14 protein-coding genes and 1 riboswitch are annotated in these 15,500 nt (G+C 72.4%); of the genes, 12 read left to right on the plus strand and 2 right to left on the minus strand.

Annotated elements, in window-relative coordinates; all coding sequences use genetic code 11:
- Nucleotides 1–99 precede the first annotated feature (99 nt).
- Nucleotides 100–471, plus strand: a complete 372-nt coding sequence (locus ACIBW9_RS11355; RefSeq protein WP_398953588.1) for a ferredoxin — start codon at nucleotides 100–102, stop codon at nucleotides 469–471.
- A gap of 3 nt (nucleotides 472–474) precedes the next feature.
- Here the strand turns inward: ACIBW9_RS11355 and ACIBW9_RS11360 are convergent, their stop codons facing one another.
- Entirely contained in the window at nucleotides 475–1,050 is a 576-nt protein-coding gene (locus tag ACIBW9_RS11360) for a histidine phosphatase family protein (protein WP_398953590.1), read from the minus strand.
- Between the two features lie 106 nt (nucleotides 1,051–1,156).
- A riboswitch (cobalamin riboswitch) is annotated at nucleotides 1,157–1,310 on the plus strand.
- Nucleotides 1,311–1,346: 36 nt separating this feature from the next.
- On the opposite strand from ACIBW9_RS11360, the gene ACIBW9_RS11365 reads away from it, so the two are divergent.
- The 7 genes from ACIBW9_RS11365 (at nucleotide 1,347) to ACIBW9_RS11395 (ending at nucleotide 9,942) form a co-directional block, all read left to right on the plus strand.
- Nucleotides 1,347–1,568 carry a CbtB-domain containing protein gene (locus tag ACIBW9_RS11365; RefSeq protein WP_398953592.1) on the plus strand — a complete coding sequence of 74 codons (222 nt, stop codon included), beginning with the start codon at nucleotides 1,347–1,349 and terminating at the stop codon, nucleotides 1,566–1,568.
- A 25-nt stretch (nucleotides 1,569–1,593) separates the two neighbouring features.
- Nucleotides 1,594–2,349: a CbtA family protein gene (locus ACIBW9_RS11370; protein WP_398953594.1), complete on the plus strand. Its 756-nt coding sequence runs from the start codon at nucleotides 1,594–1,596 to the stop codon at nucleotides 2,347–2,349.
- A gap of 139 nt (nucleotides 2,350–2,488) precedes the next feature.
- Complete coding sequence (locus ACIBW9_RS11375; protein ID WP_398953596.1) at nucleotides 2,489–3,667, plus strand: acyl-CoA dehydrogenase family protein; 1,179 nt, start codon at nucleotides 2,489–2,491, stop codon at nucleotides 3,665–3,667.
- 18 nt (nucleotides 3,668–3,685) lie between these two features.
- Nucleotides 3,686–4,534, plus strand: a complete 849-nt coding sequence (locus ACIBW9_RS11380; RefSeq protein ID WP_398953994.1) for an oxygenase MpaB family protein — start codon at nucleotides 3,686–3,688, stop codon at nucleotides 4,532–4,534.
- Between the two features lie 62 nt (nucleotides 4,535–4,596).
- Nucleotides 4,597–6,837, plus strand: a complete 2,241-nt coding sequence (locus tag ACIBW9_RS11385; protein WP_398953598.1) for a tetratricopeptide repeat protein — start codon at nucleotides 4,597–4,599, stop codon at nucleotides 6,835–6,837.
- A gap of 749 nt (nucleotides 6,838–7,586) precedes the next feature.
- On the plus strand, nucleotides 7,587–9,155 hold the full coding sequence (locus tag ACIBW9_RS11390) for a phytoene desaturase family protein (RefSeq protein WP_398953600.1): 1,569 nt from the start codon (nucleotides 7,587–7,589) through the stop codon (nucleotides 9,153–9,155).
- A 1-nt stretch (nucleotide 9,156) separates the two neighbouring features.
- Nucleotides 9,157–9,942, plus strand: coding sequence for a class I SAM-dependent methyltransferase (locus tag ACIBW9_RS11395; RefSeq protein WP_398953602.1), 786 nt, complete (start codon nucleotides 9,157–9,159; stop codon nucleotides 9,940–9,942).
- On the opposite strand, the gene ACIBW9_RS11400 is transcribed toward ACIBW9_RS11395, so the two are convergent.
- Complete coding sequence (locus tag ACIBW9_RS11400) at nucleotides 9,943–10,344, minus strand: hypothetical protein (protein ID WP_398953604.1); 402 nt, start codon at nucleotides 10,342–10,344, stop codon at nucleotides 9,943–9,945.
- Between the two features lie 530 nt (nucleotides 10,345–10,874).
- Here ACIBW9_RS11400 and ACIBW9_RS11405 point away from each other — a divergent pair.
- The 4 genes from ACIBW9_RS11405 to ACIBW9_RS11420 are packed head-to-tail and all read left to right on the plus strand — an operon-like array spanning nucleotide 10,875 to nucleotide 15,355.
- Nucleotides 10,875–12,221 carry an MFS transporter gene (locus tag ACIBW9_RS11405; protein WP_398953606.1) on the plus strand — a complete coding sequence of 449 codons (1,347 nt, stop codon included), beginning with the start codon at nucleotides 10,875–10,877 and terminating at the stop codon, nucleotides 12,219–12,221.
- Between the two features lie 27 nt (nucleotides 12,222–12,248).
- Nucleotides 12,249–12,908, plus strand: a complete 660-nt coding sequence (locus ACIBW9_RS11410) for a response regulator transcription factor (protein ID WP_398953608.1) — start codon at nucleotides 12,249–12,251, stop codon at nucleotides 12,906–12,908.
- Nucleotides 12,909–12,926: 18 nt separating this feature from the next.
- Nucleotides 12,927–14,324 (plus strand): ATP-binding protein, encoded by a 1,398-nt coding sequence (locus ACIBW9_RS11415; protein WP_398953610.1) that lies wholly within the window; start codon nucleotides 12,927–12,929, stop codon nucleotides 14,322–14,324.
- Nucleotides 14,321–15,355, plus strand: a complete 1,035-nt coding sequence (locus ACIBW9_RS11420) for a TAXI family TRAP transporter solute-binding subunit (protein WP_398953612.1) — start codon at nucleotides 14,321–14,323, stop codon at nucleotides 15,353–15,355. Before ACIBW9_RS11415 ends, ACIBW9_RS11420 begins: the two co-directional genes overlap by 4 nt.
- The last annotated feature ends 145 nt before the right edge of the window (nucleotides 15,356–15,500 follow it).

Below are 15,500 nucleotides of genomic sequence, written 5' to 3' on the forward strand. Positions count from 1 at the left end.
GCTCGCGGGTACCCAGGGGACCCGGTGCCAACCGAACCGGCCCGGCCGGACCTCGTACACCTCGTGTTTGAGGCGATCGGCGGGGGCAACCCGCCAGGTGTGACTTCGACGACCCAGCAGGAGCTCTTCCGCTTCCTGGAGGACCGCTTCGCCTGTGCGCAGGCGTGCACCGAGTGCGCACGCGCGTGTGCGCTGCGCGCAAGTCTCGTGGACCCGGACGGCACGGAGGAGCAGGAACTCGTACGACGCAAGGGCATCATGTGTGCGGAGGTGTGCGACGCGACCTGCCGTGTGCTGTCCGAGCAGAACCGCCTGGACGAGGCCGCCATCCGCATCCAGGTGGAGTGGTGCCGCACCGTGTGCCTGGAGTGCGCGCATGCCTTCGACCGGCTGCCGGGTGCCGAGGACGGCGCGAAGGCCTGCCGGCAGTGCGCCGAGGCGTGCACGGAATTCCTCGCCACCCTGAACTGAGCCTCACAGCGACGCGCCGACCGGCTGCCCGAGGCGCACGTTCCAGCGCCCGGACCTGCCGCTGAGCTCGACGCCCGTCAGCGGCGGCACATCCGCGCGCCAGAACGCCGACTCCGGCGCCCCGAGGGCCCGGACCACCGCGGCCCGTACGGCCTCGGGCTCGACCACGGCGAGAGTGCGGCCCGGCGTCTGCGCGACCGTCTCCAGCCACACCGCCACCCGGTCGCACAGCGCCGCCACCGACTCCCCGCCGTGCGGCACGGCGGCGGGGTCCGACAGCCAGCGGGCCAGCGCCTCCGGCTCGCGCTCACTCACCTCGGCCAGCGTCGCCCCGCGCCAGCGGCCCGCGTCCAGTGCCGCCAACTCCGGCGCCTCCACGGCGTCGAGGCCGAGGGCGGCCGCGGTCTCGCGGCAGCGCACGGTGGGGGAGACCCAGACCCGTTCCGCCGCCGGAAGCATGCCGGCGGCAGCCCGTGCCTGGCGCAGCCCGGAGGCGTCCAGCGGGCAGTCGTGGTCGAAGCGGGCCTCCCGGAGGGACGCGGTGATCGCAGTTGAGATCAAGATCACTCGGCTCGTCATGTGTCCACTCCCGCGCTCGACATCGCTTCGAAATCCTTGAACTGACCGTGATCGGGCGGCGAGAACGGCTCACCAGGGGCGCTCACGGCTGTTCCATGCGCCCTTGGCCCCGTCTCTGCTTCGCGGTACCTTCTCGTGGATATTGACGACGGCACAGCGGAAGCCGGTGGAAGTCCGGCACGGTCGCGCCACTGTATGCCGGGCACGCACCCAGGGTGTGTGCCGGGCGAGTCAGACCCGCCCCGTCGTCGTGTGCACCACCGAGACGGGACGCGAGTTCCCCAGGAGGGCCTGCCATGGCGCAGTCTGTCGCTCAGCCGACCACCACCCCCACCGCCGTACCGGCGAAGCTGCCGATCGGCGCGATCGTCCCCTGGGCGGTCTTCTTCGGCATCCTGATGCTGGTTCTGCTCTACTTCGTCGGCGCCGAGCAGGGCGCCACCTCCGTGATGAGCGGGGACAACGTCCACGAGTGGGTGCACGACGCCCGCCACCTGCTCGGCTTCCCCTGCCACTGAGGGCGGCGAGAAAGCACAGCCGCCCATGAACTCGGCAACCGTCCGCAACCTCCTGGTGCGCGGCATGCTCGCGGGACTGGCCGCGGGCCTGCTCGCCCTCGTCGTCGCCTACTTCCTCGGTGAACCGCGCGTCGACGCGGCCATCGCCTACGAGGAGGCGCACTCCCACGAGCACGGCGTGGAAGCCGTCAGCCGCACGATGCAGTCCACCGCGGGCCTGTCCACCGGTGTGCTGGTCTACGGCGTCGCGTTCGGCGGCATCGCCGCCCTCGCGTACTGCTTCGCGCTCGGCCGCATCGGCCGCTTCGGGCCGCGCGCGAGCGCGCTGCTCCTGGCGGCCGCCGGTTTGATCACCGTGTACGTCGTGCCGTTCCTGAAGTACCCGGCCAACCCGCCGTCCGTCGGAGACCCCGACACCATCGGCACACGCACCACGCTGTACTTCCTGATGGTGGTGCTCAGCGTGCTGCTGGCCGTCGCCGCGGTCATCCTGGGCAAGCGCCTCGCGCCCCGCCTGGGCAACTGGAACGCGACGCTCGCCGCGGGCGCGTTCCTGGTCCTCGCCATCGGGCTCGCGTACGCGTTCCTGCCGTCCTTCAACGAGGTCCCCAAGGACTTCTCCGCCACCCTGCTCTGGCAGTTCCGACTGGCGGCCCTGGCCGTCCAGTTGACCCTGTGGACCTCCTTCGGGCTGGTCTTCGGGGTGCTGGCGGAGCGGACGCTCGCCCCGAAGCCGGCGCGGGCGAACGGCGCCACCCGGGCAACTCCCGTCGCCCACTGACCGGTTCCACCGGCTCAATCGGCACAGGGCCCCCGGTCGACGACCGGGGGCCCTTTCCCTCTCCCTCGCCATTCCCAATTTCTGGAACACGTTCTACGGTGTGCGCCGTCAGGACCGGCCTGGGAAGCCTGGAGGCGCCGTGCACCTCGAATACACGCCCGAGCAGCAGCGGCTGCGCATCGAACTGCGCTCGTACTTCGCCGAGTTGGTGCCGGACAACGCCTACGCGCGGCACGGCGACCCGGCCGCCCAGAAGCGCTTCTACCGCGAGACCATCCGGCGCCTCGGCGCGGACGGCTGGCTCGGCGTGGGCTGGCCGAAGGAGTACGGCGGGCGCGGGCTGACCGCGATGGAGCAGTTCATCTTCTTCGACGAGGCCGCCCAGGCCGGCGTACCTCTGCCGCTGATGGCGCTGAACACTGTCGGACCGACGATCATGCAGTTCGGCACGGACGAGCAGAAGGCGTACTTCCTGCCCAAGATCCTCGCCGGCGAGATCGACTTCGCGATCGGCTACAGCGAGCCCGACGCGGGCACGGATCTCGCGTCCCTGAAGACGCGCGCGGTGCGCGAGGGCGACGAGTACATCGTCAACGGGCAGAAGATCTGGACCACCAACGGCGACACCGCGGACTGGGTGTGGCTGGCGACCCGCACCGACCCCGACGCCCCGCCCCACAAGGGCATCACCATGCTCCTCGTCCCCACCAGTGACCCCGGCTACTCCTGCACCGTCATCAACACCCTCGCCTCGCACGACACCACGGCCAGCTACTACGAGAACATCCGCGTCCCCGTCTCCCGCCGGGTCGGCGCCGAGAACCAGGGCTGGCGCCTGATCACCAACCAGCTCAACCACGAGCGCGTCACCCTCGCCGCCCACGGCACCATGGCGATCCGCGCCCTGCAGGACGTCCAGCGCTGGGCCATGGAGACCAAGCTCGCCGACGGCCGCCGCGTCATCGACCTGCCCTGGGTACGCCGCCGCCTCGCCCAGACCCACACCAGGCTGGATGCGATGAAGCTCCTCAACTGGCGCATGGTGCACGCCGTCCAGAACGGCACACTGACCCCCCAGGACGCCTCCGCGGTCAAGGTCTACGGCTCCGAGGCGCGCCGGGACGCCTACGCCTGGCTGATGGAGATCGTCGGCGCGGCGGGCGCGCTGAAGGAGGGCTCCGCCGGCGCGGTCCTCCACGGCGAACTGGAGCGCGGCTACCGCTCCGCCGTGATCTTCACCTTCGGCGGCGGCAACAACGAGATCCAGCGGGAGATCATCTCGTGGATCGGTCTGGGGATGCCGAGGGTGCGGCGTTAGCCTGCAAGGGTGACGGAGATCCAGGCAGGTGACCCCGGGCTCTTCGGACCGTCCTCGGTGACCTGGCAGCTGCACGGCGACCCGATGATGTGGGTCGCCGGAGTCCGCGCGCTCTACCTTCAGGCGCTGCATCCCCGGGCGGTGCGCGGTGTCATGCAGAACTCCGAGTTCCGCAAGGACGCATGGGGCCGGCTGATGCGCACCGCCAACTTCGTCGGCACCATCACCTACGGCACCACCGAGGCCGCCGAGCGGGCCGGCGCCCGCGTCCGGAAGATCCACACCATGCTGTCGGCGACCGACCCGGACACGGGGGAGCGGTACGGCGTCGACGAACCCGAGCTGCTGCTGTGGGTGCACTGCGCCGAGATCGACTCCTATCTGCAGGTCGCGCGCCGCTCCGGCTTCCCGCTCACCGACGCGCAGGCCGACCGCTACATCGGCGAACAGCGCGCCGGCGCCCGCCTGGTGGGCCTCGACCCCGACGCCGTACCGGCCGACCAGGAGGAGTTGGCCGCCTACTTCGAGAAGGTGCGGCCCGAACTCGCCGTCGGACCCGAGGCACGCGAAGTGGACGACTTCCTGCTCCGCCCGCCGACACACCCCCTCCTCGTCCCCGCGCGCGAGGTGCTGTGGCGGCGCGTGGCCCGGCTGGCGTACGCCGCCCTGCCGCCGTACGCCCACGAGCTGTACGGCCGACCCGCCCCGAAACCCGACACCGTCACCCTGCAACTGCGTGCCACAGGCACCCTGCTTCGCTGCATTCCCGCACGTCTGCGCTGGCAACTCCCGCCCAAACACATCCTGCGGGCCATGTCACGGCTCGGCCCCGGCTCCCGCCCGGCACCGTACAAACTCGGACGATAGCTCGCCATACTGGACGAGCCAGGGGTGGCCGGGACGAAAAGTTACGGGGGCGATCGCAGCAGATGGGGGACAGCAGGCTGATCCAGGGCCGGTACCGGCTGCTCGACCTGATCGGGCGAGGCGGCATGGGCGAGGTGTGGCGATCGCGCGACGAGTCCCTCGGCCGGCATGTCGCCGTCAAGTGCCTCAAGCCCCTCGGTCCGCACCACGACCAGTCCTTCACCCGGGTCCTCAGGGAACGCTTTCGCCGCGAGGCCCGCGTGGCTGCCGCCCTCCAGCACCGCGGGATCACCGTCGTGCACGACTTCGGCGAGTCCGACGGCATCCTCTACCTGGTGATGGAACTCCTGGAGGGCCGCAACCTCTCCCAGCTCCTCGAGGACAACAAGCACCACCCGCTGCCGGTCGGCGACATCGTCGAGATCGCCGACCAGGTCGCCTCCGCCCTCGCCTACACCCACCAGCAGGGCATCGTGCACCGCGACCTGAAGCCCGCCAACATCATGCGGCTGGCTGACGGCACGGTGAAGATCTGCGACTTCGGCATCGCCCGCCTCGGCCACGACATCGGCTTCACCTCGCGCCTCACCGGTACCGGCATCGCGATGGGCACCCCGCACTACATGTCGCCGGAGCAGATCGGCGGCTCGGAGGTCGACCAGCGCAGCGACCTGTACTCGCTGGGCTGTGTCCTGTACGAGATCGCCACCGGAGCCCCGCCGTTCGACCTCGACGACGCCTGGGCGATCCTCGTCGGCCACCGCGACACCCCGCCCCGGCCGCCGCGCAGCCGGCGGGCCGAGCTCCCCGAATACCTCGAGAAGATCATCCTGGACCTGCTGGCCAAACTCCCCGAGCAACGCCCGCACGACGCACGGGAGCTGGGCCGCCGTATCACCGCGGGCCGCACGACACCGGCGTACGTACCGACCGTCGTGACCCCACAGCCGGTGCTCCGACCGCCGGAGCAGATCCCCTCCCGTGAACCTCGCCTGCCCTCGTGGACACGCGGCATGACCACCGGCCACAAGGCCACCGGCACCGGCCTAGGCACCACGCCTCCGGACGCCGGGGCGGGCCTCACCGGCGAATGGATTCCGCGGCTCGCGGACGGACGGAGCGAGGACCCCGCTCCGGACCGACCTCCCGCCCCCTCCACGCGGGCCCTCGCCGCTCTCGCCGGACGGCACAACGCCGGGCTCAGCCTGGGACGCCTCGGCCGCTGGGCGGAGGCCGGCGAGGTGCACCGCGCGGTCGCCGCCGAACGGGCCCATCTGCTCGGCCCCGACCACCCCGACACCCTCGCCAGCCGCTACGAGGTCGCCTTCACCCTCAGCCGCACCGGCCGCGCCGCCGACGCTCTGCAGGAGTACAAGTTCGTGGCCGCCGCGAGAACCCACGCCCTGGGCGCCGACCATCCCGACACCCTCGCCGCCCGTCAGGAAATGGCCTACGTGCTGGGCCAGTTGGGCCGCCACTTCGACGCCCACCAGGTGTACACCTCCGTGCTCGCCGCCCGGGAGCACGGCATGGGCCCCGACCACCCCGACACCCTGCGCTGCCGCCACAACCTCGCCTTCAACCTCTCCCGCCTCGGACGCCTGGAGGACTCGTACCGCATGGCCTGCGACGTGGCCGCCGCCCGCGCCCGCGTGCTGGGCCCCGAGCACCCCGACACCCTCGTCACCCGCTACGAGGTCGCCTACGCCCTCGGCCAGTTGGGCCGCTGGCCGGAGGCCCTGCAGACCTACCGCGAGGTCGCCGAGGCCCGCGCCCGGGCCCTCGGCCCCGACCACGCCGACACGCTCGCCGCCCGCTACGAGGTCGGCATCAGCCTCGGCCGCCTCGGCCGCAGCGCCGAGGCCCTCACCCTCTACCGCGACCTGATCGAGGACCGCACCCGCGTCCAGGGCCCCACCCACCCCGAGACCCTGCGCGCCCGCCACGGCCTCGGCGTCAACCTCGGCCGCCTCGGCCGCTGGGAGGAGGCCCTCGCCGAGTCGCGCGACGTCTGCGCCATCCGCGAACGCGTCCTCGGCCCCGACCACCCCGACACCCTGGTCAGCCGCCGCGAGGTCGCCGTCGGCCTCGGCTGGCTGGGCCGCTGGTCCGACGCCCTGACCGAGTACCGCCGCGTGGCCACCGCCCGCGAACGCGTCCTCGGCCCCGGCCACCCCGACACCCTCGCCAGCCGCAACGACGAGGCCCACTGCCTGGAACAACTCGGCCGCGGCGCCGAGGCCGTCGAGCTGTACCGCCGGGTGGCGGCACTGCGCCAGCAGGGGGCGTCGGGCGGGCGCTGAGACGCGTCGGGATTCGTGGCCGGTTGCCGATGAGCGCCTGGGCATGCCGTGGGCCTTGGCCGGCGGGGTCGCGGATCGGTGGGTGGGTCGGGCACTGTGGCGTGGGTGCCGCCCACGACCATACCCGGGGCCTCGGCCGCCCCGGATGTTCGCCGGCCGCAACGACGAGGCCCGCTGCCTTGAGCAGCTCGGCCCCGGTGCGGAGGCCGTCGGCCGGTACCGCCGGGTGGCGGCTCTGCGTCGGCAGCGGGCGTCCGACGGACGCTGACGGGGGTCGGTGGTGGGCCGTGGCCCCGTGGTGTGGCTGCCGCCCGCGCACACATTGGCCAAGGCCCGCCGTTCCACATCCCCGCCAGCTGCAACGACGAGATCTGCTGCCTGGTGCGGCTCGGCCGTGGCGCGGAGGCCGTCGAGTTGTACCGGCGGGTTGCGGCGTTGCCTCGGCAGGGGGCGTCGGGTGGGCGCTGAAGGCCGGGACCTACGCGGCCGGTTGTCGACGGGTGCCTTGGTCGGTCGCGTCGCGGGGCGATGGGGCAGCCGTGCAGGGCCGAGTCGTTGCAGCCCGCGAACACCCAGCGCCCGGCCGCCGCGCAGGTTTGCCGCCCCCAACGACGTAACCCTGCGGCGCCGAGGCCGTCGACCTGTACCGCCGGGTGGCGGTGCTGCGTCGGCAGTGTGCGGCCGGTGGGCGGTGACCCCGTCGCCGTACACCTCTGGCCGCTGACGATCATCGCGTGCTACCAAGAACCATGGCTGCACACGAGGGACACCGGACATACGACGCCGTGATCGTCGGCGGGGGACACAACGGCCTGGTCGCCGCCGCCTACCTGGCCCGGGCCGGACGGTCCGTGCTGGTCCTGGAGCGGCTGGACCACACCGGGGGCGCCGCAGTCTCCACCCGCCCCTTCGCCGGTGTCGACGCGCGGCTGTCGCGCTACTCCTACCTGGTCAGCCTGCTGCCGAAGAAGATCGTGCGCGACCTCGGCCTCGACTTCCGCGTCCGCGCCCGCACCATCTCCTCGTACACCCCCGTGGAACGGGACGGCCGTCCCACCGGGCTCCTGGTCGGCGGCGGCGAGAAGCGCACCCGGGAGGCCTTCGCCGAGCTCACCGGCTCCGACCGCGAGTACGAGGCCTGGCAGCGCTTCTACGGCATGACCGGCCGCGCCGCCGAGCGGGTCTTCCCGACCCTCACCGAACCGCTGCCCACCCGCGACGAACTGCGCCGCCGCATCGACGACGAGGAGGCCTGGCGCACGCTCTTCGAGGAGCCCATCGGCAGCGCGGTCGAGGACCGCTTCGCCGACGACCTCGTGCGGGGCGTCGTCCTCACCGACGCCCTCATCGGCACCTTCGCCGACGCCCATGACCCCTCATTGGCCCAGAACCGCTGCTTCCTCTACCACGTGATCGGCGGCGGCACCGGCGCCTGGGACGTCCCCGTCGGCGGCATGGGCGCCCTGACCGACGCCCTGGCCGCCGCGGCCCGGGACGCGGGCGCCGTCATCGCCACCGGCCACGAGGCCGTACGCATCGACACCGACGGCCGGACCGCCGAGATCACCTACCGCACGGCGGACGGGGAAGGCGTCGCAGCTGCCCGGCACGTTCTCGTGGGCGCCTCCCCGCAGGCCCTCGCCGAGCTCACCGGCGACACCCCGCCCGCCCCAGCCGAGGGCGCCCAGCTCAAGGTGAACATGCTCCTCAGACGGCTGCCGAGGCTGCGCGACAGCTCCGTCGACCCGCGCGAGGCGTTCTCCGGCACCTTCCACATCGCCGAGGGCTACCAACAACTCGCCGCCGCCCACGCCCAGGCCGCCTCCGGCCGGCTCCCCGCCGCGCCACCCTCCGAGATCTACTGCCACTCCCTCACCGACCCGACGATCCTCGGCCCCGACCTCGTCGACCGGGGCTACCAGACCCTCACCCTCTTCGGCCTGCACACACCCGCCCGGCTCTTCGAACACGACAACGACTCCGTACGCGAAGAACTGCTGAAGTCCACCCTCGCCCAACTCGACGCCCACCTCGCCGAGCCGCTCGCCGACTGCCTGGCGACCGATGCGGACGGCCGCCCCTGCATCGAGGCGAAGACCCCGCTCGACCTGGAGCGCGACCTGCGCCTGCCCGGCGGCAACATCTTCCACCGCGAACTTGCCTGGCCCTACGCCCAGGACCACACGGGCCGCTGGGGCGTGGAGACCCGGCAAGCGAACGTGCTGCTGTGCGGGGCGGGCGCGGTGCGGGGCGGGGGAGTCAGCGGGGTACCCGGGCACAACGCCGCCATGGCGGTCCTGGAAGAGAGCGGCGACTGACGTGAGCGGGGCATCCGCACGGGACTTCTACGACTCGCTCGCCGCCGACTACCACCGCATCTTCCCGGACTGGGACGCGAGCGTGGCACGCCAGGCCGCGACCCTGGGCGCTCTCCTCCACACGGAACTCGGCGCCGGACCGCACCGGTTGCTCGACTGCGCCTGCGGTATCGGCACCCAGGCGATCGGACTCGCGCGCGCCGGCCACCAGGTCGTCGGCAGCGACCTGAGCCCCGTCGCCGCCGCGCGGGCCGCGGTCGAGGCCGCGGCGCGCGGCGTCGCCCTGCCCGCCGTCGCGGCGGACATGCGCCAGCTCCCCTTCGCGCCGGGCGCCTTCGACGTGGTCGTGTGCGCGGACAACTCGGTCGCCCACCTGCTGTCGGCGCGGGATGTGGCGGCGGCCCTGCGCGAGATGCGGCGGGTGCTGACGGACGACGGCCTGCTCCTGCTCACACTCCGGGACTACGACGACCTCCGCCGAACCCGGCCCGCCACCACACCGCCGCAGGTCTCGCACGGCTCGGACGGCCGGTCGATCACCTTCCAGCTGTGGCACTGGCACGACGACGGCGACCGTTACGACCAGGAGTACTTCCAGCTCGTGCCGGAGGGAGGGGGCTGGGAGGTGCGGGTCCGCCGCATCACCTCCCGGGCCCTCACGCGCAGCGAGGTGACCGACGCCGCGACCGCGGCCGGCTTCACCGACGTCACATGGCACATGCCGGACATCGGTGGGTTCTATCAACCCGTCCTGACTGCGAGGGCTTCGGCCCCGACGCCCCACTGATCAACCGGGACGGCCGGCGGCGGGGTCGACCTCGGGGTGTGTGAACCGCACGGGCTTGCCCAGCGACCGGGCGTAGGCGATTTCGGCTCGAGTGCTGTCGCCGATGTACTCGCCGACCACGAGCACCTCATCAGCGAGCCGGATCTTCGCCCGGTGCAGATCGTCGAGTCGACGCTTCAAAGCCTCGGCCTCCACAGGATCGGACCAGAGTGCGTGCGGCGACTTCATGTCACAGGCCGGTTTGACGACGATCCTGCCGGCTTTGGTCTCCCGCAGATCGGCCTCGGTCATCTCGGTCATGAAGCGGGTGGAGCCGCAGATCACGACGATGCCCGGGAGGTTCAGCTGCTGCTTCGCGTCGGCGAGTTTTTCCTCGGGAGTGAGCGGCTGCGGGTATGACACTGGTTCCTCCTGGTGGTATGGGCGGCCAAGGGCGTCTGCGGAGACTGGAACGAGGCTGTCCAAGAGGATGTCGGAGGGCGAGGACCTTGAGGGTCTCGGCAGAGATGTCGATGAGCCGACCCGGCCGAGCGCACCTCGACGCGACCGCCGGCGAGGCGGGTCAGGGAGGCGGCGGCCACGCAACGGCCGGGCGGGCTGCTCACGCGCTCGCACGCGTCGGCATGCGCCCGGCCGTGGCAGACGCACCTCGGGCCGCCGGCCGGCCCGCGAGGGGATCCGGGACAGGACCGGGCTCCGGCGATCACCGGCCGTCGGGCGGCGATCGCGAACCTCGTCGTCGGCGGCTGAGGCTTCCGGGAGACCCCCCTGCCGCAGGACCTGCAGTGCCGTGCCGGCTCGCAGCCGCGCTGCTGTGAGTGCAGGCCGCTGCCTCAGTCCTAAGGGACTGTTAGGACTTGGTTCGCGATGTTGAGTGGCCCTGTGCCGGCGTCGACTCTGTGAGCTCCCGGGCCGCAGACAAGGGAGTTCCGATGGCCACACAGAGCATGACCGGGCGCGCGCGGAAGCCGCGCCGTGACGAGCGCAGGGTCGTCAGCAACACCCTGCGCGGATCGATCGGCAACCTGATCGAGTGGTACGACTGGTACGCCTACACCGCGTTCAGCGTCTACTTCGCCGCCGTCTTCTTCCCTTCCGGCGACCAGACCGCCCAACTGCTGAACACGGCCGCGGTGTTCGCCGTCGGCTTCCTGATGAGGCCCATCGGTGGCTGGGTGCTCGGCCGCTACGCCGACCGCCGTGGCCGGCGTGCGGCCCTGACCTTGTCGGTGACCCTCATGGCCGCGGGTTCGCTGATCGTCGCACTGACCCCGTCGTACAGCTCGATCGGGGCCTTCGCGCCGGTGTTGCTGGTGACCGCGCGGCTGCTGCAGGGTCTCTCCGTCGGCGGTGAGTACTCGACCTCGGCCACCTACATGTCGGAGGTGGCCTCGCCCGGCCGCCGCGGCTACTACTCCAGCTTCCAGTACGTCACCCTCATCGCCGGCCAGCTGACGGCCCTGGGCCTGCAGATCATCCTGCAGCAGGTGCTCAGCACCGCCCAACTGGAAGGCTGGGGCTGGCGGATCGCGTTCGTCGTCGGCGCCGCGGGAGCGGTCGTCGTGCTCTGGCTGCGGCGCGGGATGGACGAGTCGGAGAGCTTCGAACGCGCCGCCGCCGGGGGCGAGGAGAAGGACAAGGGGGGGCCGGGGCGCGGCAGCGTGCGGCTGCTGCTGTCCTACCCGCGCCAGTGCCTGACCGTCGTCGGGCTGACCATGGGCGGCACGCTGTTCTTCTACACGTACACCACGTATCTGCAGAAGTTCATGGTCAACACCAGCGGTATCGCCAAGCCGACGGCGGCCTGGATCAACTTCTTCGCGCTGCTCGTGTTCGTCGTGCTCCAGCCGGTCGTGGGCCTGCTCTCCGACCGGCTGGGGCGCCGCCCGATGCTGATCGCGTTCGGGGTGCTGGGCGCCGCCGTGGTGGTGCCCTCGCTCACCCTCCTGTCCCACACCAGCGATCCCGTGTATGCGTTCCTGCTCATGGTCGTGCCACTGGCCGTCAGCTCGCTGTACACCTCGATCAGCGCGGTGGTGAAGGCCGAGCTGTTCCCGACCTCGATCAGGGCGCTCGGTGTCGGCCTGCCCTACGCGCTGACCGTGGCCGTGTTCGGCGGGAGCGCCGAGTACGTCGCCCTGTGGTTCAAGAACGCCGGGCACGAGAGCTGGTACTTCTCCTACGTCACCGTCTGCGTTCTGGTCTCGCTGCTCGTCTACATTCGGATGCGCGAGACGTCGGACGGATCGCCGCTGGACGAGGATGTCTCCCGGTCGTAGGGCCGACGGGACGAGAGGAGGTGAACCGTGCGCGTGCTGCTGGCCGAGGACGACGACGGTGTGGCCGGTGCGCTGACCGAGGTCCTGTACGAGCACGGTCACCTGCCCACCCGGGTGCGGCGCGGGGAAGAGGTCCTGGTCCGGCACCGCCAGGCCGATCTGCTGCTGCTCGACCTCGGTCTGCCCGATCTCGACGGCCTGGAGGTGCTGCGCAAGCTGCGCACCGTGAGCGGCCTTCCGGTCGTGGTCCTCACCGCACGGGGCGACGAGCGGTCGGTGGTGCGCGGTCTGCGGCTGGGCGCCGACGACTACCTGGTCAAGCCGGTACGGCTGGCCGAACTGCTGGCCCGTATCGAGGCCGTCACCCGCCGCGCCACCACACCGGCCGCTGCGGCGCCGCGCACGGTCCGCGCCGCCGACGTCGAGGTCGACCTGGACGCGCGCCGGGTGACGGTCGGCGGCACCGAGGTGCGGCTGACCACCAAGGAGTTCGCGGTCCTCGCCGCGCTGGCGGCCCGGCCCGGTACCGCGGTCAGCCGTCAGCAGCTGATGGACGAGGTGTGGGGTGACGCCTACCTCGCCGTGTCCCGATCGCTCGACGTCCACCTCACCCAGCTGCGGGCCAAGCTCGGCCGCCCCGAGGTGCTGACCACCATCCGGGGCTTCGGCTACCGGTTCGGCGGTTGAGCCGGCCGGGGTCCTGCCATGCGTACCCGGGTACTGACCGTCGTCCTGGCCTTCGCCGTGCTCGCGGTGGCCGGCTTCGCCCTGCCGCTGCTGGGCGTGACGGCGTCCCAGCGCACCCAGCAGCTCGTCGCGGCGCGCACCGCCGATCTCGACCGCTTCGCCTCGCTGGCCGAACAGGCCGCCGAGGGCGGCGACAGCGGCGCGCTGACCGCCGAGGTGACCCGCTACACGGAGCTGTACGGCGAGGCGGTGGTCGTCGTCGACGCCCGCCGCGCCCCGGTGGTGCAGACGGGCGGCATGCATGCCGCCGACCCTGCCGTCGCCCGCCTGGTCGACGCGGTGCTGCGCAACCAGCGCGTCTCGCCCGGGGGCACGCTGCGCCCCTGGTCCCATGGCGCGCAGATGCTGGCTCGCCCGGTCGGCACCGGCACCCGGGTGTCCGGGGCCGTCGTGCTGCGCGCCTCGGTCCGGGCCGCCGCCGACATCGCCCTGCGCTGGGCGCTGGTCCTCGCGGGTGCGGGTCTGTTCGCCGTGGCCTGCGTGCTGCTCGCCCGCGCCGCCACGCGGTGGGTCGTACGCCCCCTGCACCGCCTCGACCGTGCGGTGGGTGCGCTGGCGGCCGGGCTGCCGGCCGAGCACGCACGGGCCGGCGGACCACCGGAACTGCGCCAACTGGCCACCGGATTCAACCGCATGGCCGACGCGGTGACCACGGCACTGGAACAGCAGCGCCGCCTGGTGGCCGACACCTCGCACCAGCTGCGCAATCCGCTCGCCGCGCTGCGCCTGCGCATCGACTCGCTCCAGTCCCGCCTGCCCGCCTCCGCCACCCGCACCTACAGCGGAGTCACGGCCGAACTCGAGCGCATGGAGCAGCTCCTGGACGATCTGCTGGCGCTCGCGAACGCCGAACACCGCGCCGGCGAACTGTCCGTCACGGACGGGCGGGGAACACGCTGCGACGCGACAGCGGTCGCCGCCGCCCAGGCCCGGCTGTGGCAGCCGCTGGCCCAACAGGGCGGAGTCCGCCTGGAGTTCGCCCACGGGCCGGCCGTCCTCATGGCCTGCACGGAGGGCGAACTGGCCCAGGTGGCCGACATCCTGCTCGACAACGCGATCAAGTACGCCGGCGAGGGTGCCCGAGTCGAGACGCGCTGCTTCACCGAGGGCGCGGACGCGGTGTTCGAGGTACGCGACGACGGGCCGGGCCTGGCCGACGGGGAATTCGTCCGGGCGGGCACCCGCTTCTGGCGTTCGGAGCGCCACCGTGAGGTACGTGGCAGCGGCCTCGGTCTTGCGATCGCCGGGCAACTGGTCGGCGGCCGTGGCGGACGCGTCGAGTTCGCGGTGGCCGAACCGCGCGGCCTGCTGGTCCGGGTCGTGCTCCCCACGGAGCAGAACGAGGCCACGACATGACCGCAGAGCAAGCGAACGGCATACCCGGCACGCAGGCACACGGCCGCACCGCCCGCCGTACCGCTCTGCGGGCCGCGCTCGGCACGGCATGCACCGGACTGCTGGCAGGCGCCGCGGCAGCCGACGCACGGCACGCCGACCGTGGCGCGGAAGGCGTGGTGCGCATCGCGACCGGCGAGGCGGACGGGTTCTACGCCGCCTTCGGCCGACTGCTCGGCGAGCAGGTCACGGCGGTGTGGCCCCGGCTGTCCTGTCAGGTGATCCAGAGCGAGGGAAGTGTCGCCAACGTACGGCTGCTCGAGGCACGGCGGACCGAGATGGCGCTGGCCCTGGCCGACATCGCGTGGGCCGCTTACGGCGGCTCCGCACCGTTCGGCCGCCGTGTCCCGCTGCGCGCGATAGGCCGGGTCTACGAGAACTACATCCAGCTGGCCGTGCGCGCCGACGCGAGCGTCCGCAGCGTCGCCGAACTGGCGGGGCGCACCGTCTCACTGGGCGCGCCCGGATCCGGCGGTGCCGTGCTCGGCGACCGGCTGCTGCGCGCGGCGGGCCTCGTCCCGGGCACCGACGTACGGGTCCGGCACCTGCTGATGCCGCAGGCGGCGCGCGCGATGCGGGACGGTGTCGTCGACGCCCTGTTGGTCGCAGGCGGCGTACCCCTGCCCGTGCTGACCCGCCTCGCCACGCGCCCCGGCATCCACCTCCTGCCGCTGGCCGACCTGCTGCCCCGGCTGCGCACCGGTCCGGGCCGGGCCGGCTCGGTGCTGGAAGCGGTGACGGTGCCGGCGGGGGCGTACCGGGGAACGCCCGAGGTGGTCACCGTCGGCGTGGCCAACCTGCTCCTGTGCCGCCCCGACCTGCCCGAGCCCATCGCCGCCGCCCTCACCCACGTACTGGTGCAGCGGGCCACGCGCCTGGTTCCCGCCACGGCGCTCGGCACCCAGTTCCTCGACGTCCGCAGCCTGATCTCCACCGGCGTGGTTCCCCTGCACCCCGGGGCCGTCGCCGCCTACCGGGAACTGCACGGTTAGCGCGTCACGACCGGGCCGGAGTGCCGGCTCCGAGGGACTGTTGATCATGAGTGTGTGAGTGAGATCTCGTTGTCCGTAAACGGCGGATCTGCCTAGTCTCCGGGGGTCCGTCCCGGGCGGCCTTCGCCGCCGGAACGCCGAGTCC

The sequence above is a fragment of the Streptomyces sp. NPDC049541 genome, assembly GCF_044465725.1.
GTDB lineage: Bacteria > Actinomycetota > Actinomycetes > Streptomycetales > Streptomycetaceae > Streptomyces.